At 72.6% G+C, this 18,147-nt stretch carries 19 protein-coding genes; 9 read left to right on the forward strand and 10 right to left on the reverse strand.

All coding sequences use genetic code 11. The features are described from left to right. Positions 1-10: 10 nt before the first annotated feature. Genes AB0I42_RS07535 through moaC form a run of 4 tightly spaced genes read right to left on the reverse strand, consistent with a single transcriptional unit; the run spans position 11 to position 2,689 of the window. Complete coding sequence (locus AB0I42_RS07535; RefSeq protein WP_357535093.1) at positions 11-439, reverse strand: molybdenum cofactor biosynthesis protein MoaE; 429 nt, start codon at positions 437-439, stop codon at positions 11-13. Next, the gene (locus tag AB0I42_RS07540) at positions 436-1,680 is read right to left on the reverse strand and encodes a molybdopterin molybdotransferase MoeA (protein ID WP_357535094.1); all 1,245 of its coding nucleotides are present in this window, start codon (positions 1,678-1,680) and stop codon (positions 436-438) included. The genes AB0I42_RS07535 and AB0I42_RS07540 overlap by 4 nt, the downstream gene beginning before the upstream one ends. Before the next feature lie 41 nt (positions 1,681-1,721). After that, the gene (locus tag AB0I42_RS07545; protein WP_357535095.1) at positions 1,722-2,201 is read right to left on the reverse strand and encodes a MogA/MoaB family molybdenum cofactor biosynthesis protein; all 480 of its coding nucleotides are present in this window, start codon (positions 2,199-2,201) and stop codon (positions 1,722-1,724) included. After that, positions 2,198-2,689 (reverse strand): cyclic pyranopterin monophosphate synthase MoaC, encoded by a 492-nt coding sequence (moaC, locus tag AB0I42_RS07550; protein ID WP_357535096.1) that lies wholly within the window; start codon positions 2,687-2,689, stop codon positions 2,198-2,200. The genes AB0I42_RS07545 and moaC overlap by 4 nt, the downstream gene beginning before the upstream one ends. Before the next feature lie 658 nt (positions 2,690-3,347). Between moaC and AB0I42_RS07555 the strand changes: the two genes are divergently transcribed. The 7 genes from AB0I42_RS07555 to AB0I42_RS07585 all read left to right on the forward strand — a co-directional run bounded on the left by AB0I42_RS07555 (position 3,348) and on the right by AB0I42_RS07585 (position 10,001). Further along, on the forward strand, positions 3,348-5,867 hold the full coding sequence (locus tag AB0I42_RS07555; RefSeq protein WP_357535098.1) for a bifunctional diguanylate cyclase/phosphodiesterase: 2,520 nt from the start codon (positions 3,348-3,350) through the stop codon (positions 5,865-5,867). Continuing rightward, positions 5,867-7,219 carry a glycosyltransferase 87 family protein gene (locus AB0I42_RS07560; protein ID WP_357535257.1) on the forward strand — a complete coding sequence of 451 codons (1,353 nt, stop codon included), beginning with the start codon at positions 5,867-5,869 and terminating at the stop codon, positions 7,217-7,219. The genes AB0I42_RS07555 and AB0I42_RS07560 overlap by 1 nt, the downstream gene beginning before the upstream one ends. Next, a complete protein-coding gene (gene crcB, locus AB0I42_RS07565; protein WP_357535100.1) occupies positions 7,219-7,605 on the forward strand; it encodes a fluoride efflux transporter CrcB in 387 nt (128 codons plus the stop codon). The genes AB0I42_RS07560 and crcB overlap by 1 nt, the downstream gene beginning before the upstream one ends. Continuing rightward, on the forward strand, positions 7,602-7,973 hold the full coding sequence (locus AB0I42_RS07570) for a CrcB family protein (RefSeq protein WP_357535102.1): 372 nt from the start codon (positions 7,602-7,604) through the stop codon (positions 7,971-7,973). The genes crcB and AB0I42_RS07570 overlap by 4 nt, the downstream gene beginning before the upstream one ends. A 44-nt stretch (positions 7,974-8,017) precedes the next feature. Continuing rightward, positions 8,018-8,653, forward strand: coding sequence for a phosphoribosyltransferase family protein (locus AB0I42_RS07575; RefSeq protein ID WP_357535104.1), 636 nt, complete (start codon positions 8,018-8,020; stop codon positions 8,651-8,653). Positions 8,654-8,675: 22 nt separating this feature from the next. Then, positions 8,676-9,125: a zf-TFIIB domain-containing protein gene (locus tag AB0I42_RS07580; RefSeq protein WP_357535106.1), complete on the forward strand. Its 450-nt coding sequence runs from the start codon at positions 8,676-8,678 to the stop codon at positions 9,123-9,125. Between the two features lie 183 nt (positions 9,126-9,308). Next, positions 9,309-10,001 (forward strand): maleylpyruvate isomerase N-terminal domain-containing protein, encoded by a 693-nt coding sequence (locus tag AB0I42_RS07585; RefSeq protein ID WP_357535108.1) that lies wholly within the window; start codon positions 9,309-9,311, stop codon positions 9,999-10,001. 13 nt (positions 10,002-10,014) lie between these two features. On the opposite strand, the gene dnaB is transcribed toward AB0I42_RS07585, so the two are convergent. Continuing rightward, positions 10,015-11,448, reverse strand: coding sequence for a replicative DNA helicase (gene dnaB / locus AB0I42_RS07590; RefSeq protein WP_357535110.1), 1,434 nt, complete (start codon positions 11,446-11,448; stop codon positions 10,015-10,017). A 407-nt stretch (positions 11,449-11,855) separates the two neighbouring features. On the opposite strand from dnaB, the gene AB0I42_RS07595 reads away from it, so the two are divergent. After that, the gene (locus AB0I42_RS07595) at positions 11,856-13,376 is read left to right on the forward strand and encodes a hypothetical protein (protein WP_357535112.1); all 1,521 of its coding nucleotides are present in this window, start codon (positions 11,856-11,858) and stop codon (positions 13,374-13,376) included. Between the two features lie 223 nt (positions 13,377-13,599). Then, positions 13,600-15,102 carry a von Willebrand factor type A domain-containing protein gene (locus tag AB0I42_RS07600; RefSeq protein ID WP_357535114.1) on the forward strand — a complete coding sequence of 501 codons (1,503 nt, stop codon included), beginning with the start codon at positions 13,600-13,602 and terminating at the stop codon, positions 15,100-15,102. Between the two features lie 73 nt (positions 15,103-15,175). Here the strand turns inward: AB0I42_RS07600 and rplI are convergent, their stop codons facing one another. From rplI to AB0I42_RS07625, 5 genes are all read right to left on the reverse strand, one after another. Further along, entirely contained in the window at positions 15,176-15,625 is a 450-nt protein-coding gene (gene rplI / locus AB0I42_RS07605; protein WP_357535116.1) for a 50S ribosomal protein L9, read from the reverse strand. 14 nt (positions 15,626-15,639) lie between these two features. Then, positions 15,640-15,879, reverse strand: coding sequence for a 30S ribosomal protein S18 (rpsR, locus tag AB0I42_RS07610; RefSeq protein ID WP_091551811.1), 240 nt, complete (start codon positions 15,877-15,879; stop codon positions 15,640-15,642). Positions 15,880-15,923: 44 nt separating this feature from the next. After that, positions 15,924-16,463 (reverse strand): single-stranded DNA-binding protein, encoded by a 540-nt coding sequence (locus AB0I42_RS07615; protein WP_357535118.1) that lies wholly within the window; start codon positions 16,461-16,463, stop codon positions 15,924-15,926. A gap of 75 nt (positions 16,464-16,538) precedes the next feature. Further along, the gene (gene rpsF, locus AB0I42_RS07620; protein WP_212825000.1) at positions 16,539-16,829 is read right to left on the reverse strand and encodes a 30S ribosomal protein S6; all 291 of its coding nucleotides are present in this window, start codon (positions 16,827-16,829) and stop codon (positions 16,539-16,541) included. Between the two features lie 374 nt (positions 16,830-17,203). Next, positions 17,204-18,031 carry a hypothetical protein gene (locus AB0I42_RS07625; protein WP_357535120.1) on the reverse strand — a complete coding sequence of 276 codons (828 nt, stop codon included), beginning with the start codon at positions 18,029-18,031 and terminating at the stop codon, positions 17,204-17,206. Between the last annotated feature and the right edge of the window lie 116 nt (positions 18,032-18,147).

The following is an 18,147-nucleotide window of genomic DNA, read 5'->3' on the forward strand; positions in this document are numbered from 1 at the left end:
CCGCCGGGGCTCAGGCGCAGTTGACCCACTCGTCGGTGCCGTCGGCGAAGACCTGCCGTTTCCACACCGGCAGTCGGGCCTTGACCTCGTCGACCAGCCGGGCACAGGCGGCGAAGGCGGCCGCCCGGTGCGCCGTGCTGACCGCGGCGACGAGGGCCACGTCACCGATGGCCAGCGGTCCGATCCGGTGCGACACGGCCACCGCGTAGACGTCCGGGTCGGCGGCGATCTCCCGCGCCACCTCGGCCAGCACCGCCTCGGCGGTCGGGTGCCCCTCGTACTCCAGCAGCGTGACGGCCCGCCCGTGGTCGTGGTCGCGTACGACACCCTGGAAGGACACCACCGCACCGGCCGCCCGGTCGGACACCGCCCGCTCGTGGGCCGACACGTCGAGCACGGCGGTGGTGACCTCGACGAGCAGGGTCGGCGTGGTGGTCACGGGTGTTCCCCGGCCGGCAACGGCAGCGGCACGAACGGCACCCGGTCGCCCGGCCGACCGCGCGTGCCCGGTTCGATGACGGCGAAGCCGTCGGCCCGGGCCAGCCCGCGCAGCATGGCGGACCCGACGTGGCGGACCGGGTGCGCGGTGCCGCGACGCGGGTCCACCCGGACCAGCGCCAGGTGCGTGTAGTTCCCCCGTCCGGGCACCTCGTCACCGAGGACGACCGTTGGCAGCTCGGGTTCCGGCCGCCCGGTGAGGCCGGCGAGCAGCGGGGCGACCAGGGAGACCAGGGCGACGACGGCCGACTGCGGGTTGCCGGGCAGGCCGGCGACGAACCGGCTGCGCCCGTCCGGCCCGGCGACCCGGGCCACCAGCATCGGAAACCCCGGCCGTACGGCGACGGTGTTGACGACGTACTCGGCGCCGAGTTCGGCCAGCGCGGGGTGGAGGTGGTCGACCGGCCCGTGCATCGTGCCGCCGGTGGTGCAGACCAGGTCGACGTCGGCGAGCGCCTGCCGGATCGCGGCCACGTGGTCGGGCAGCGTGTCGGCGACCGGGGCGACGACCCGGGCCGGGTCGACGACGCAGCCGTACCGCCGCAGCCAGGCGGGCACGGAGGGGCCGAGTGCGTCACGTACCCGGCCGGCACCGGGCGGGCCGGCGGTGAGCAGTTCGTCACCGAAGACGAGCAGCGCGGCGCGCGGCGCGGGCCGTACCCGCAGCGTGTCGTGACCGCACGAGGCGGCGAGGCCGGCGACCGCCGGGGTCACCGGGGTGCCGGCCGGCAGCAACCGTTCGCCGGCCGTGGCTTCCTCGCCCGGCAGCCGCCACTCCGGCTGGACGCGCGGCGTACCGGTGACCCGGCCGTCGGCGTCGCGGGCCGACTCCTCGACGCGCAGCAGCGCGTCGGCACCGATGGGGACCATCGCCCCGGTGGCGATCTCGACGGTGGTGCCGCCGTCGGTCAACGGTGGAGGTGTGCTGCCGGCGAGCACCCGGCCGACGACCCGCCACGGCCCGTCGCCGCGTACCGCCCACCCGTCGATGCTGGAGGTCGGGAAGGCGGGCAGGTCGGTCAGTGTCGTCAGCGGCTCGGCGAGGGTGAGTCCGTCGGCGCCGGCCAGCGGCACGTCCACCGGTTCCGGCGCGGCGACGCGGCCGGCCGCGTGGACCAGCGACCTCGCCACCGGCCAACTGACCGGCGCCGCGGGTGGGCCGGGTACGGTCTGTGCGCTCACCCGGTGAGCCTATCGCCGGGCCGCTCCGCAGCCGGCCGAGGTCAGGCGGCCGGGTGGTCGCCGCCGCGCAACTGGTCGACGGTGTGGGCGAGGACCGGTCCGAGTACGGCGAGGCCGTCGCGCGCGCCGCCGGTCGAGCCGGGCAGGTTGACCACGAGGGTACGGCCGACGACGCCGGCCAGGCCACGGGAGAGGACGGCGGTCGGCACCTTCGCCCGGCTGTGGGCCCGGATCGCCTCGGCGATTCCCGGGATCTCGTAGTCGAGCAGGCGGCGGGTGACGTCGGGGGTCTGGTCGGTCGGGGTGATTCCCGTCCCGCCGCTGGTCAGCACGACGTCGACGCCGTCGGCGACCGCCCGGCGCAACTCGTCGGCCACCGGTTCGCCGTCGGGCACCACGACCGGCGCGTCCACCGCACAGCCGAGTTCACGCAGGCCCTCGACGAGCAGCGGGCCGCTGGTGTCGGTGTAGACGCCGGCCGCCGCCCGGTTGCTCGCGACGACGACGCGGGCCCGGATCACGGCCGGTCCGCCGGCCGGGTCCAGGTGCCGTTGCGGCCACCTTCTTTGCTGATGACCCGGATCGCCTCCACCGACGCCGCCGGGTCGACGGCCTTGACCATGTCGATCAGGGTCAGGCCGGCGGTGGCGACGGCGGTCAGCGCCTCCATTTCCACCCCGGTCCGGTCGGCGGTCTTCGCGGTCGCCACGATCTCGACGGTCGTCTCGTCCAGCCGCAGGTCGACGGTGACGCCGTGCAGTGCGATCGGATGACAGAGCGGGATCAGGTCGGGGGTGCGCTTGGCGCCCATGATGCCGCCGATCCGGGCGACCGCCAGGGCGTCGCCCTTGGGCAGCCCGTCGCGGCGCAACAGTTCGACGACCTGTGCGGTGGTCTGGAGGCGCCCGGCGGCGACGGCGCGCCGGACGGTCTGCTCCTTGGCGGAGACGTCGACCATCCGGGCGGCACCGGCCGGGTCGACGTGGGTGAGGTTTGCGGAGTCGGCCACGGCACGAGCCTATCGAGCGCTCTTATCGTCGGGTGCGTTGATGCCACGGCGGACGCGATCGCGGCCTCTCGTACCCAATTCATTGGACGAGGTTGATCGACAATTGTCGACACTTGCGGAGCGCCGCAGCTTTGCTGATCTTGGTGAACGCCAGACTTCGCCAAAACGGGGTACCCGCCCTGAAAGTTCACCGTTCGGTATTGCGCCCGTCACATCCGACGGCAGATTACCCGGCCCACCCAACGGCGGATGGTTGCTGGCCGGACGGCTGATGGGCCCTCCGTACGCCACGGGCGACGTCATGGGAAGCTGCGTCCGCGGCAAACTCCGCAGGACTCCGATAAGCCCCCGAGAGGCACCGAACAAACGCACTCAGTTTCCTTATGCAAACACCGAGTAACAGAAACGGCTAGGCTTGACTAATGGTGAGCATAGCGACATTTAATGGTCGATAAAACGCGATCCACGTCTTAGGCTCCTGCCCAGCAAAGCGAACGGGAATGGCACAAAAGCCAAACCGACTAAACGTTCGACAGGCATCGGGGAACCAAAGGAGACGGACATGCGTTCGCACGAGTGGGGCTGATGTCACCCTGTCGCCCGAGGGTGACTGGACGTAGTCTTGCGGGACGCACTGGGTAGCTGGTCAGGAGCAGGTGTGACTCGTACGAATCGACGTGATGCTGGGACCGATCGGCGGCTGCTGCTGCTAGTCGGTCCCGTCGTCATTCTCGCGGTCGTCGCGACCGCGGTGTCGATCTACCGCCTGGCAACCGTCGAACCGCGGGTGAGCCTCCCGATCCTGCTCACCCTGACCCTTCTCGCCGCGGTCGGCTTCACCATCAAGGTGACGGTCCGGATCCGCAGCACCAACCACCACATCGCCTGGTCCGAAACCGCCATCCTGGTCGGCCTCGCCCTCGCCCCCGCCGAATGGGTGGTGCTCTGCGTCGGCGTCGGCATCGGCGCCTCGATGATGCTGGCCCCCAACCGGCTCCCCCTGATCAAGGCCGTCTTCGGCATCGCCAAGAACATGAGCCTGGCCGGCGCGGCCGGGCTCGCCCTGCACCTGTCCGGCTGGGACCCCGGCCGGCAGCCGATCGAGATGGTCGTCCCGCTCGCGGTCGCCTACTGCACCGCCGTCGTGCTCGACGAACTGCTGACCCTGCCGGTCATCGCGCACGCCACCGGCAAGAGCGGCCGCGAACTCTTCCGCCAGCACCTCGGCCTGCGGGTGGCCAGCGCCGTCGCCCGGTTCCCGGTGATCGTCGGCACCCTGGCCATCCTCAGGATCGACAACTGGCTGCTGGTCGCCGTACCCCCACTGCTGCTGAGCCTGCACCTGGCCTACTCGGCCCGGGTCCGCAGCCAGGTCGAACGCACCGCCTGGCGACAGCTCGCCCAGGCCACCGACGCGCTCAACGTCGTCGACCTCGACGTCGTGCTCGCCACCGCGGTCCACCAGGCCAGCGAACTGTTCTCCGCCGACGAGGTCGACGTCGAACTGACCGACCGCGGCCGGACCGTACGCGGAAACACCGGAGAGATCGTCTACGACGGGTCGAGCGCCGACGCGCCCCCCGCGCAGGGGTGGGTCGTCCAGGAGAAGCTGGTCGGCCACGACGAAAGCCACGACCTCGGCATCGTCCGGCTCCGGTTCCGGGCCCCGGTGGAACTCAACGAGCGCGAAGAGTACACCCTGAGCACCTTCGCCTCCGCACTGTGCACGGCCGTACGCAACGCGTCGGCGTACCAGGAGCTGACCCGGGTCGCCGACGAGCACGCCGCGGCCGCCTCCCACGACGCCCTCACCGGCCTCGGCAACCGCCGGCAACTGCTCGACCACGGCACCGAACTGCTCGGCCAGCGCCACGCCGACGGGGTCACCGCACTGCTGCTGATCGACCTCAACCACTTCAAAGAGGTCAACGACACCCTGGGCCACGGCGCCGGCGACGAGGTCCTGATCCAGGTGGCCGACCGGCTGCGCAGCGCCGCCCAGGGCGACGACCTCGTCGTACGGCTCGGCGGCGACGAGTTCGCCGTGCTCTTCCAGGGCCTGTCCGCCCCGGCGGTCGCCACCCACCGGGCCGAACGCCTGCTCGCCGCACTGCAGGAGCCGCTCGACATCGACGGCATGCGACTGCGGGTCGAGGCCAGCGGAGGCATCGCGGTCGCCCCGCCCAGCGGCGGAATGCCTGAGTTGCTACGCCGCGCCGACGTCGCCATGTACCAGGCCAAACGCTCCGGAGGGCAGCAGCGGATCGCCACCTACGCGCCAGCCAGTGACACCGCCGACGTCGTACGGCTGTCCCTCGGCGGCGACCTGCCCCGGGCCGTCGCCGAACACGAGTTCTGCGTCGACTTCCAGCCGATCGTCGACCTCGGCACCGGAGCCGTGGTCGCCGCCGAGGCGCTGGCCCGCTGGCACCACCCCGACCGCGGCGACATCGACCCGATCCGGTTCCTGGAGACCATCGAACGATCCGGGCTGCTGGCGACGTTCGCCGACACCGTGCTCGACGAGGCGCTGACCGCCGCCGAAACCTGGCGGGCGGCCGGATTCGACCTGCCGGTGGCGGTCAACGTCGCCCCGCGGAGCCTGCTCGACCCGCAGTTCCCCGACCGGGTCGCCAACCGCCTGCGGGCCCACGACCTCCCCCCGGACCGGCTCTTCCTCGAACTCACCGAGACGCTGACGGTCAGCCAACTGGAGGTCGTCGACCAGGTCCTCGAACGCCTGCGCACCGAAGGCGTACGCCTCGCCCTCGACGACTTCGGCAGCGGCTCGTCCTCGCTGTCGGTGCTGTCCCGCATCGCCGTACACGAGCTGAAGATCGACCGGGCGTTCGTGGTGGCGATGGACACCTCCGCCGAGGCGCTGGCCGTCATCCGGTCCACCGTCGACCTCGGCCGCAGCCTCGGACTCTCGGTGGTCGCCGAAGGGGTCGAGAGCGAGCCGCAACGCCACGCGCTGTGGGAACTGGGCTGTGCCGCCGGGCAGGGGCACCTTTTCGCCCGCCCGATGCCGGCCACCCGGATGCTGGCCACCCTGCGCCGCAGCGCCGGCCAGTTCGCCCCGCCCCTGCACGACGAGGGCGCCGTCGTCCACCTGAAGTCCGGGCGGCGGCCGGGTGGGCGGGGCCGCTCCGACCGTCTGCCACACTTGCCCGCGTGATTCCCACCGAGCCAGGCCACGCCGTACGCCGCCGGTGGTCGTCGATCGACCGGGCCGCCGGCGGACTCGCCGCCGACCTCGGCCTCTACACGCTCTCCGCGATCTTCGCCGCCGTCACCGCGGCCACCTCCACCCTGCTGCCGCACCGGGCCTGGGGTGCGGTGGCGGCCGTCGGCTACGCCGCCGCGGCGCTCGTCGTCGTCGGCCAACTTGTCGCCCGGCGGACCCGGCCCGCAGCGTCGATCGCCGGCACCGCCGCCCGCGCCGCCGTCACGGCCCTGGCCTTCGCCGCGACCGCCCTGCTGCCGATGGTGCTCCAGGCCATCCAGCGGGCCGGCGGCCGGACCGACCGGGCGCAGGAAGAGGTCGTGGTCGTCGAACACGGCGGTGCCCGCCTGCTCGACCACGGCACCCCCTACCTCGGCACCGACGCCATCGCCGCACTGCCACCCGGCGAGCAGCTCCTCGGCTACCTGCCCTACCAGCCGGGGATGGCCCTGTTCGGGCTGCCCCGGGCACTGGCCGGTGACGGCTGGTGGACCGACGCGCGGATCTGGTTCGCGGTCGCGACCGTCGTCGCCCTGGCGCTGGCCGCCGGCACTGTCCGTGGCACCGGCGCCCGGCTGACCGCCGACCGGACCGCCGACCGCGACGCGGCCCTGGTCCGGGCGGTGCAGCTCGCCACCGTACTGCCGGTCTGCGCGCTGACGCTGGCCACCGGCGGCGACGACCTCCCCGTACTCGCGCTCTGCCTGCTGGCCCTCGCCCTGTGCGCGGCCGCCCGGCCCGGGGCGGCCGGCGTCGCGGTCGGACTCGCCGCCGCCCTCAAGCTCTTCGCCTGGCCGGTAGCGCTCGTACTGCTGCTGCACGCGGCGACCCACGGCCGGCGCCGGCTGGGCCGGATGGCCGCCGGCGCGGTCGGCCTGCCGGCGCTGGCCCTGCTACCCGCCGTCCTGGTCGACCCGGCCGCCTTCGTCGACAACGTCATCCGGTTCCCGCTCGGCGACGCCCTGGTGACCAGCCCCGCCCAGTCGCCGTTCCCCGGCTACCTGATCGCGTCGGCGCTGCCCGGTGGCCGCTGGATCGCGGCGGCGCTGCTGGTCGCGGCCGGCCTGGCGATCGCCGTCCACCTCGCCCGCCGCCCGCCGCGCGGCGCCGCGACCACCGCGCTGATCTGCGGATACGGCCTCCTCGCCGCCATCCTGCTGATGCCGTCCACCCGGTTCGGCTACCTGCTCTACCCGGTGGCGTTCCTGGCCTGGGCCCCCGCCCTGCGCCACGCCGAAGCCGAACCCGGCACCGCGGCCCCGGTCGGCACCGGCGACTCCCCGGCCCTGGAGACGGCGGGCTGATGCGGGCCGGCCCGCTGGTGGTGGTCGCGGCCGGCGGCGCGCTCGGGTCGGCCGCCCGCTACGGCCTGGCCGAAGCCTGGCCCGGCCCCGCCACCGGCTTCCCGTGGGCGACCCTGGTCACCAACCTGATCGGCTGCGCCCTGCTCGGCGCGCTGATGCAGGTCGTCACCACCAAGACCGACGCCCACCCGCTCGTCCGGCCGTTCCTCGGCACCGGAGTGCTCGGCGGGTTCACCACGTTCTCGACGTATGCGGTCGAAGCCCGTGACCTGGTCGCCGGCGGATACCTCGGACCGGCCGCCGGCTACGTGCTCGGCACCCTGGCCGGGGCGCTGCTCGCCGTACGCCTCGGGATCTGGGCGGCGGCCCGGTGGGGGCGGCCGTGACCCTGCTGCTCGTCCTGGCCGGCGGTGCCCTCGGCGCCGTCTGCCGGTTCCTCGTCGGACAGGCGGTGACCGGCCGGCTGCCGTGGGGCACCTTCGGGGTCAACGTGGTCGGCTCGGCGCTGCTCGGGCTCGTCGCCGGTGCCGGCAGCGCCCTGCCCGGCTGGATCGGCCCACTGGTCGGCACCGGATTCTGCGGGGCATTGACCACATACTCCGCGTTCGCGTACGAGACGGTCGACCTGGCCAGCGGCCGGCACTCCCGGCTCCGCGCGGTCGGCTACGTCGCCGGCACCCTGCTGGTCGGTCTCGCCGCCACCGCCGTCGGCTGGCTCGCCGGTGATCGGTTCCTCGGCGGCACACCAATCTGAGGCGTTTCCCGGCCGTCCGCGACCGGGCCGCGTAGACCTGAGGAATGGGAAAGGTCTACCGCGACCGGGCGGTGGCGGGTGCGGAACTCGCCGACCACCTGGCAAGTCTCGCCGATCAGCCCGATGTCACCGTCCTTGGCCTCGTACGCGGCGGAGTGCCGGTCGCCGCCGTGGTGGCCGAACGGCTGCACGCCCCGCTGGACGTACTGGTGATCCGCAAGCTGGGCGTACCGTGGGCGCCCGAGTTCGCATTTGGTGCCATCGGCCCCGGCGGCGTACGGGTCGTCGACGAACGCACCGCGAGCGGGCTCGACCCCGCCGACATCGACGAGGTGACCCGCCGGGAATCCGCCGAACTCGAACGCCGCGAGCGGCACTACCGGGGCGGCCGGCCGCCGCTCGACCTCACCGGCCGGACCGCCGTCATCGTCGACGACGGGCTCGCCACCGGCGCCAGCGCCCGCGCGGCGGCCGAGGTCGCCCGCCGGCTCGGCGCCCGGCGGATCGTGCTCGCCGTACCGGTCGGCGCGGTCGACGCGACCGACCGGGTGAAGGCTGTCGTGGACGAACTGGTCTGCCCGGTCTGCACCCCCGAGTTCGGGGCGGTGTCGATGTTCTACGCCGACTTCCACGAGGTTTCCGACGCGGAAGTGACAGCCCTGCTGAACCCGTCCGGGTGACGCCGACCGGTAACGTCGACGTATGCAGATGACCTGTCCGAAGTGCCGGGGCGACATGCGCCAGTACGAGCGCAGCGGCGTCACCATCGACCAGTGCGGCGAGTGTCGCGGCATCTTCCTCGACCGGGGTGAGTTGGAGCGGCTCTTCGAGGCCGAGGCCAACTGGAACCGGCAGCACCCGCCCACGCCGCCCGGCCAGCCGCCGGCGTACGCCCCGCCGCCGCCCGGCGCACCGCCGGGATACGCTCCGCCGCCCCCGCCCGGCGCGCCGCCCGGGTACGCACCGCCCCCGCCGCCCGGTGGTGGATACCAGCCGCCACCACCTCCCGGCTACCGGCAGGCCGCGCACGTGCCACCGCCCCCGCCGGCCGGGCACGGCTACCCGCCGCCCCACGGTGGCGGCCACTACGGCTACCACGGGCACTACCGGCAGAAGCGCCAGAAGAGCTTCCTCAACGAACTGTTCGACTGACACCGCGCCGGACACCCGGCACCGGCCCGGCTCCGCGACGTGCGGCCCGGGTCGGTGCCGGCCGGCAAGCTGACGGCCCGACCCCGGCGCCGGGTGGCCGGCCGGGGTCCGGCGGATGAAGGTTGGCCGATGGAACCGGGTCGCGGGAAGCATTCCGGCGGACCCGCGTGCCAGGCTGGTGCGATGACGGCGGCCTCTCCCCGCGACGCACCCGCGGCCCTCGACGCCGCATACGCCGGCATCACCGACGTGGTCGGCGGGATCGACGACGTCGACCTGCTGCTTCCCACCCGGTGCCGCGGCCTGCTGGTGGCCGACCTGCTGGTGCATCTGCTGGCCGACGCCCGACGGGCCCTGCTCGCGTTCGCCAATCCGGTCGACGGCCCGGCCGACACCGACGCGGTGAGCTACTGGCGCCGGTACACCACGACCAGAACCAACGAAGATCTGGTCTGGGACGTGTGGCGGCACCGGCGGGCGAGCGCCGCCTTCGAACGCCCCGACGACATCGCGGACGCGTGGGTGGAGACCTCGACCGCCGTGGTGGGGGCGGCCCGCGCCGCGCCGTACGGCGCCTTCGTCGCCTCGCAGGGCCGGGTGCTGTCCGTACCCGACTTCGTGGCGACCCTGGTCACCGAGGCTGCCGTGCACCATCTCGATCTGATCGTGGAGCTGCCGTCGGCGCCTCCGCCCGCCCCGGCCGCGTACGGGCCGGCGGTCGCCACCCTCGACGGCCTGCTCGGCGACGACGCGGTGCGGCCCGCCCGGTGGAGCCCGGCCGAATACCTGCTGAAGGCGACCGGCCGGGTCGCCCTCGACGACCGGGACCGCTCCGACCTGGGGCCGGCGGCGATCTGGTTCCCGCTGCTCGGCTGAGCGGCGGTACGTCTCAGTTGATGGCCATGTCGACGAAACGCGACAGGTGCAACTGGGCGGCGACGGTGATCGTGTCGGTGGGACCGTTACGGTGCTTGGCCACGATGAAGTCGGCCTCGCCCGCGCGCGGCGACTCCTTGTCGTAGTAGTCGTCGCGGTGCAGCAGGATGACCACGTCGGCGTCCTGCTCGATGGAGCCTGATTCACGCAGGTCGGACAGTTGTGGGCGCTTGTCGGTGCGCTGCTCCGGCCCACGGTTCAGCTGGCTGACCGCGATGACCGGGCACTCGACCTCCTTGGCGAGCAGCTTCAGACCACGGGACAGCTCGGCGACCTCCTGCTGACGGCTCTCGGTCCGCTTCGGCGAACTCATCAGCTGGAGATAGTCGACGACGATCATCTTGAGGTCGTGCCGCTGCTTGAGCCGCCGGGCCTTGGCCCGGATCTCCATCAGGTTCATGTTCGGGGTGTCGTCGACGAACAGCGGCGCCTCGCTGATCTCGCCCATCCGGCGGGCCAGCTTGCTCCAGTCGTCGTCGGAGAGCTGACCGGAGCGCAGGACGTGCAGCGGCACCCGGGCCTCGGCCGAGAGCAGCCGCATGACGATCTCGACCTTGCTCATTTCCAGGGAGAAGATGGCGCTGGCGCAGTTGTGTCTGACGGCCGCGTTTCGAGCAAAGTCCATGGATGCCGTCGACTTGCCCAGGCCGGGCCGGCCGGCGACGATGATCAACTGGCCGGGGTGCAGGCCGTTGAGCAGTCGGTCGAGGTCGCTGAACCCGGTCGGCACGCCGGTCATCACGCCGCCCTGGGCGCCGACCGCCTCGATCTCGTCGAGGGTGGGCTGGAGCATGTCGGCGAGCACCGCGAAGTCTTCGCTGACCCGCTTTTCGGTGACGTCGTAGATGGCCTGCTGGGCCAGGTCGACGATGTCGTCGACGTCGCGCCCGCCGCCACCACCGGAGCCGTATCCGAGTTGCACGATCCGGGTGCCGGCCTCGACCAGCCGGCGCAGCACCGCGCGCTCGGCGACGATGCGGGCGTAGTAGGAGGAGTTGGCGGCGGTGGGGACGCTCGCGATCAGCGTGTGCAGGTAGGGCGCGCCGCCGATCCGGCCGATGTCGCCGGAGTCGACCAGGGCGGCGGTGACCGTGACCAGGTCGGCCGGCTCGCCCCGGCCGTAGAGGTCGAGGATGGCGTCGAAGATGGTGGCGTGCACCGGGCGGTAGAAGTCGTTCGTCTTGAGGATCTCGACGACGTCGGCGACCGCGTCCTTGGAAAGCAGCATCCCGCCGAGGACGCACTGCTCGGCGGCGATGTCCTGTGGGGGCGTCTTGTCGAACTGGCCGGGTGGCGGCCCGCCCTGCCCGCCTGGTCCGCCCGGCCCGCCCTTGGGGGGTCCCGACGGTCTCGCCTCTGCCGCGCGCACGTCGTCGTCGATCGACATGTCACCCCTCCGTCCGATCGGGCGACCCACCCCAGCAAAGCGCCTGGGTAAGACAGTTTCTGCCGGCCACGTCCCGTCGTGTGACCGGGGTGGAGTCACATCCGCGAGGCAGGGCCGAACGGTCACCATACGAATCCCGGGTTGGTTGGCCAAACCGGCCGGTGGACAAGCCTTGGGACAACCTGTGGACAGAAAGCCTCCAGGCTGTGCGCTTGGCTGTGCACAACCTGTGGATAACTCACGAGTAGGTGGAGTTACCTGGCCTTGACCTGTGGTTACAGAATCCACATGCTGTGGATAACGAAAATCCGCCAGGTTGGCACATCGGTGCCGGGCGATCGCGGGCTCCGACGGTTGTGTCTGGATGGCCGATTGCGCCCCGATCTGAGAGAGGTCAGGCTCCGGCCGTGGACTACCGGGACCGGCGGCACGACGGACGGCCCGACCATGCCTGGGCCGGCCCCGACGACCAGGCGGTCGGCCACCCCGGCGACGACCGCTCCCGGCTGCCCGCGACCGGAACCGACCGCTCACCGCTGCCCGGTCCGGTGCCCCACCAGGGCGGCCGGCACCACCGCGCCGAGGAACGAAACGACACCGACGAGCGTCCGGCCGACCGGCACGACGCCGGCCCGACCTGGCGACAGACCGAGACCACGACCAGTTGGCAACGCGTCACGCAGACCCGGGACTGGCGTGAGACGACCAGCACCTACGACTGGTCGACGACCGCCGACGACGGCTACGGCGGAAACTGGCGGCACGACGAGCCGGTGTCCCGCGGCCGACGACGCCGCGAACGGGGCGACTGGTCCACGTCGACCGAGACCGGTGAGTGGAGCCGTCACGACCACACCGGGCAGTTCGACCGGGTGACCGGCGCCGGCGGCGATCCGGCCGGCCGCAGCGACCGGTGGGGTGGCGGTGGGTACCCCCGCCCGCCCACCCCCGCCCCCGACGACACGTCCGGCTGGTCGATGTCCGCCGGCCGGTCCCGCGGATCGGCGGAGGCCGGGCCGGGCGAGACGCCGTACGGCGACGAGGGCCGACGGCACGGGCCGGAACGTGACCGGCACGGGCAGCCGGCGAACGGGCGGAAACGCACCGCCGAGACCGGGCAGTGGAGCAGCTACACCGACACCGGCCAGTGGGACCGGATGACCGACACCGGCAGCTGGGCGCCGCGGTCCGACGGCGAGCCGCCGTACGGGTCGGGGGCCGGCCGGTCGGAGCCGTCCGACCGTTACGGGTCGGCGCCGGACCGGGCCGACACCGACGGCCGGAACCGCCGCGCCCGGCACCACCGCGACGACGAGTTCTGGGCCGGCACGAGACTGGCCGAAGACGACCCGCGCTGGGTCGAGACGCCGCCCACCGCGCCGCGCTCGCCGGCGGTCAGCTTCCCGGGCCCGGGGCGGTCCGACGAGATTCCGCCCGACGGGTCGCACCCGGCCGCCACCATCCCGCCCCAGCCCCGCACCCGGCGGGCCACCACCGCCGAGGCGCCGGGCCGGGCCACAGCCACCCGTACGGCGCCCACCCGCCCGGCGACCCGCGACGACGGTCTGCTCGACCCCGATCCGGGCGGTGCCGTCGCCTCGGTGCTCTACACGGCGGCGTGGTACGCCGTACCGCTGCTGTTCTTGTTCGTCTGGATGCTGACCCTCGACTCCACCGCGCCGGCCGGGTGTGTGACCGACGCGGCCGGCGGTGGCTGCGGGTCGCCGCGGGCGAACGCGGTCAATTCGATGCTCGACGGCGCTCCCCGGTTCGGGGCGGCCCTGGCGACCAGTCTGGCGGTCGCCGTCCTGTTGCGCTGGGCGAGCGGTACGTGGCGGGCGGTCAGCGTCGGTCTCGCCGCGGCCGTCGTCGGGGGTGGCCTGTCCACGGTGCTGCTGAGCGCCATCACCGGCGAGCCGCTCGGCTGAGCGTCACTGCCGCAACCACCGGCAGGTCTCGGGTTTCGTACGACCCGGTCACAGCGGGGCACGGTCAGATATCGGCTCGGACTCGACCGGAGCCGGCCCCGACATCGGATGGTCTGAATGGCATCAGAAGATCCGGCGGCGCCGGGCGGGAGACGCCGGTGCCGGCGCCCGTCCCGGGCCGGGCCGGATCTCGTCGGCCGAACCTGCCCGTAGGAGGACACCGATGGCCCGTTTCCGTCGCCCGTCGAGAGTCGCCGTGCTGGTCGTCGCGCTGTCGGCGGTGCTCGCCGGCAGCGCCTGCACCGCCGAGCGGTCCGCGTCGGACACCGCCGCCCACCGCAACGCGCCGACCCAGCCGGATCGGCGTACGGAGCCCAGCCCGATCCCGTTCACCGGCGGCGAGACCCGGACCGACGAGGATCCACAGTCGACGTTCGGGGTGGATGTCGACACCGCGTCGTACGGCTACGCCCGGCGACTGATCAACGACGGCCGGCTGCCCGACGGGGCGGATATCCGTCCCGAGGAGTTCGTCAACGCCTTCGACCAGGAGTATCCCGAACCGGCCGGCGACGGGTTCGCGATCCACGTCGACGGGGCCCGGCTGCCCGATCGACATCGGCCCGAGCCGGCCGGCGACGTACGGCTGCTCCGGGTCGGTCTGCAGACCCGGGGCGAGGATCCGGCGACCCGGCCGGACGCGGCGCTGACCTTCGTCGTCGACGTGTCCGGGTCGATGCGCGAGCCGGGCCGGCTGGACCTGGTCCAGGACGCCCTGCACACCCTGGTCGACCAGTTGCGGGACACCGACTCGGTGGCGATCGTGGCGTTCAGCCGGGAGGCGCGGACCATCCGGAAGATGACCCGTGCCGGCGACGCGGACGCGCTGCACGACGCGATCGACTCGCTGAAGACCCAGAACAGCACCAACCTGGAGGCCGGGCTGGAGCTGGGCTACCGGGTGGCCCGGGACGGCTTCCGCGAGGACGCCAGCAACCGGGTGATCCTGCTTTCCGACGGGCTGGCCAACGTCGGCAACGACACCGCGGAACCGATCCTGGCCCGGGTACGCGAGGAGGCCGCCAAGCAGATCGCGCTGCTCGGGGTCGGGGTGGGCAGCGACTACGGGGACAGCCTGATGGAGCAGCTCGCCGACCGGGGCGACGGTTTCGTGGTGTACGTCAGCGAGCCGGAGCAGGCACGAGAGGTCTTCGTCCGGCGGCTGCCGGCCACCCTGGCGGTACGCGCGCTCGACGCCAAGGTGCAGGTGACGTTCGACCCGGCGACGGTCCGGGCGTACCGGCTGATCGGCTACGCCAACCGGGCGATCGCCGACGAGGACTTCCGGGACGATCGGGTCGACGGTGGCGAGGTGGGTCCGGGGCACAGCGTGACCGCGCTGTACGCGGTACGGGTGAACGACCGGGTGCCGGCCGGTGCCCGGGTAGCCACGGTCGACGTACGGTGGCTCAATCCGCAGGACCGGTCGGCGTCGGAGACGTCGTCGGGGGTGACCGCGGGTGCGCTGACCGGCGGGTTCGAGGCGGCGCCCGCGCGACTGCGGGTCTGCTACGCCGCCGGGTACTTCGCGGAGACGCTGCGCGGTGGGTCGGAGGCGACATACGCCGACCTCGCCACGGTGGCCGATCGGGCGGCGGGGGAGACCGAGGATCGGCAGGTGGACGACCTGGCCAAGGTCATCCGGCGCGCGGGCACCCTGGACTGAGCCGCCGCGCCGGTCACGACAGCAAAGAAATGGGGGTCCACCGGCGCCGGTGGACCCCCATTTTCGTGTTGCCTTACTTGGCCCGCACCACGTTCAGGCTGAACTTGGCGGTGACCTCCGGGTGCAGCTTGACGCCGACCGGGTAGGCGCCGACCGACTTGATGCTGCCGGGCAGTTCCAGCCGGCGACGGTCGAGGGTCGGGCCGCCGGCGGCCTTGACCGCGTTGACGATCTCAGCCGCGGTGACCGAGCCGAAGAGGCGGCCGCCGTCGCCCGCGCGGGCGGTGAGGCTGACCTTGAGGCCCTCGAGCTGGCCCTTGACCTCGTTGGCGTGGCCGAGGTCGCGGATCTCACGGGCCGAACGGGCCCGCTGGATCACGGTGACCTGCTTCTCCGCGCCCTTGCTCCACGGGATCGCGAAGCCCTGCGGGAGCAGGTAGTTGCGGCCGTAGCCGCCCTTGACCTCGACGATGTCGCCGGGGGTGCCGAGACCGGACACCTCCTGAGTCAGGATGATCTTCATTTCGGTGCCCCCTCTCAGCGCGCCGTGGTGGTGTACGGCAGGAGCGCCATCTCACGGGCGTTCTTCACCGCACGGGCGATCTGGCGCTGCTGCTGGGAGGTGACCCCGGTGACCCGCCGAGCGCGGATCTTGCCGCGGTCGGAGATGAACTTGCGCAGCAGCGCGGTGTCCTTGTAGTCGATGTAGGTGATCCCGTCCTTGTCGAGCGGGTTCACCTTCTTCTTCGGCTTGCGCAGTGCCGCAGCCTTCGCCATTGCTCTTGCTCCTGGTTTGCGGTCCCGGCCGCTGGGGGCCGGCATCAGAACGGGGGCTCGTCGTCGAAGTTTCCGCCACCGCCCGAACCGGAACCGGAGGAGGCGGGCGCGGCCGTGGCCCACGGGTCGTCGAAGTTGCCTCCGCCGCCACCCTGGCCACCACCGCCGGAGGCACCGAAGCCGCCGCCGCCCCCGCCGGAGCGGGACATCTTCTGCACCTTCGCCGTGGCGTAGCGCAGCGACGGGCCGATCTCGTCGACCTCGAGCTCGATGACGGTGCGCTTCTCACCCTCGCGGGTCTCGTAGGACCGCTGACGCAGCCGTCCCGAGACGATCACGCGGGCGCCCCGCTGCAGCGACTCGGCGACGTGCTCCGCCGCCTGGCGCCACACCGTGCAGGCGAGGAACAACGCCTCGCCGTCCTTCCACTCGCCGGAAGCCTTGTCCATGAACCGGGGCGTCGAAGCGACCCGGAACTTTGCGACCGCCGCACCCGACGGGGTGAAACGCAACTCGGGGTCATCGGTCAGGTTGCCGATGACCGTGATCGTGGTGTCTCCTGCCATGACCATCTCCTCGCGCACTCATCTTCGTCCGCGCACAGGCTCGCAGAGCCGTACGACAGTGATGAGGCTGATCCGGGCGGGCCGGGGTACGCGTCAGCGCGTCTCCGGCCGAATGACCTTGGTGCGCAGCACCGACTCGTTGAGTCGGAGCTGACGGTCCAGCTCGGCAACGGCCGCAGGCGTGGCCTGCAGGTCGATGACGGCGTAGATGCCCTCGGCCTTCTTGTTGATCTCGAACGAGAGGCGCCGGCGGCCCCAGACGTCGAGCTTCTCCACCGAGCCACCCGCAGTGCGGATCACGTTGAGATACGTGTCGAGCGACGGGGCGACGGTGCGCTCCTCGAGACTCGAGTCGAGGATCACCATGATTTCGTAATGACGCAAGACTTACTCACCTCCTATGGGCTGGCGGTCACGGTCCTTCCGTGACAGGAGGTCGTGCGTCGTCGCCGGCCGGACGGTGGGGGAACCCACGAGCGGACGGACAACCCCACGAGAGTACCGGGTGCACCGCGTCGGGACATGGCCACCCCCGGTGACCCGCCGGTACGGCGGGGCCGTTCGGTCGCGGGTACGGCGAGGGCTCCTCCGTTCACCGGAGGAGCCCTCGTCGTTCTCGTGGCCGCGGGGCGCGCTATCCGCATTCTTTGGGTGGGACCTGGGGAGGAACGACCACACCGACGAGGTTGGATAGGAGGCGCCCCGCGGAGCCTTTATGTCGCGCCGTGTCAGGAGCTGCCGGCGCCAGATATGTAGCACTAAGCCGGAGCAGTCCGGCTTGTTCGTTGAGCAATAATAGCCCGAATTGCACCTGCAGATACGCCAACGACGCAAACCGTCGCGACAAGTGCCAGAAGGCCGATCGGACCGGTGTCCCGAATCGGTTCGACCGACGCCATCGGCTCGGCCGCGGCGTCGTCACCGGGATCCGCCGGCGGCAGATCGAGCCCTGCGGCCGGCACCGGGCCGCCGCTGGCCGGCCCCTCCGAGCCCGGCGTGGACGTCGGAGCCGTCGACGGGGTGACCGAGACGCCCGCCGACGGCGTGGCAGCCGCCCGCGGGGCCACGGTCGACCGCGGCGTCTCCTCCACCGGCCGGGTGGGCGACGGACGCCCAGGTGTCGGCGTGGTCGGCTGCGCCGTCGGCCGGCCGGGCGCGGACTGCGGCGGTGGGACCGCCGCCGCGACGTCGACGCGTACGGCCGACTCCTCCGACAGCACGCAGACGGGCTTGAGGGCCAACTTGACCGGACCGCGCCGGAAAAGCACGTCGGCGGTCGCACCGGCCGCGACCTCGCCCTGTGCCGAGCCGTCGAGCAGCAGCCGGGCGCGGCGCCCGGTGTTGTTGACCACCCGCAGGGTGCTCTCCGCCGGCACCGTCACCGAACCGACGTCCGGCTTGGCGCCGCAGGCGACACCGAGGAGCCCGTCACCGCTGAACACCACCGTCTGGCCGCTCTCCTGCACCGGTGCGCCGGGCGTCGGGCCCGGTTCGGCGTACGCCGGACCACCGAACAGCAGCGGCGCGCCGAGAAGCAGGGCGCCGACCGCGACGGCGGCACGACCATGTCGGGACAACAGCGACATCCACCATCTCCCAATGTCGATCTTCGGGTCGGGGTTGGGATCGGCGGCCCCGGCCCGTTGGTCATTGCAGGTAACGACGGGCCGGCACGGCGGGTGACGCGCACGACGCGGGCGAT

The organism is Polymorphospora sp. NPDC050346, assembly GCF_040655695.1.
GTDB classification, from domain to species: domain Bacteria; phylum Actinomycetota; class Actinomycetes; order Mycobacteriales; family Micromonosporaceae; genus Polymorphospora; species Polymorphospora lycopeni.

What these genes read in the sequence shown, in the direction of transcription:
- AB0I42_RS07575 (WP_357535104.1), top strand. Translation starts at nt 8,018, where the DNA reads ATGGGAAAGGTCTACCGCGACCGGGCGGTGGCGGGTGCGGAACTCGCC.
- rpsR (WP_091551811.1), bottom strand. Translation starts at nt 15,879, where the DNA reads ATGGCGAAGGCTGCGGCACTGCGCAAGCCGAAGAAGAAGGTGAACCCG.
- AB0I42_RS07625 (WP_357535120.1), bottom strand. Translation starts at nt 18,031, where the DNA reads ATGTCGCTGTTGTCCCGACATGGTCGTGCCGCCGTCGCGGTCGGCGCC.
- AB0I42_RS07585 (WP_357535108.1), top strand. Translation starts at nt 9,309, where the DNA reads ATGACGGCGGCCTCTCCCCGCGACGCACCCGCGGCCCTCGACGCCGCA.
- rplI (WP_357535116.1), bottom strand. Translation starts at nt 15,625, where the DNA reads ATGAAGATCATCCTGACTCAGGAGGTGTCCGGTCTCGGCACCCCCGGC.
- AB0I42_RS07580 (WP_357535106.1), top strand. Translation starts at nt 8,676, where the DNA reads ATGCAGATGACCTGTCCGAAGTGCCGGGGCGACATGCGCCAGTACGAG.
- AB0I42_RS07600 (WP_357535114.1), top strand. Translation starts at nt 13,600, where the DNA reads ATGGCCCGTTTCCGTCGCCCGTCGAGAGTCGCCGTGCTGGTCGTCGCG.
- dnaB (WP_357535110.1), bottom strand. Translation starts at nt 11,448, where the DNA reads ATGTCGATCGACGACGACGTGCGCGCGGCAGAGGCGAGACCGTCGGGA.
- crcB (WP_357535100.1), top strand. Translation starts at nt 7,219, where the DNA reads ATGCGGGCCGGCCCGCTGGTGGTGGTCGCGGCCGGCGGCGCGCTCGGG.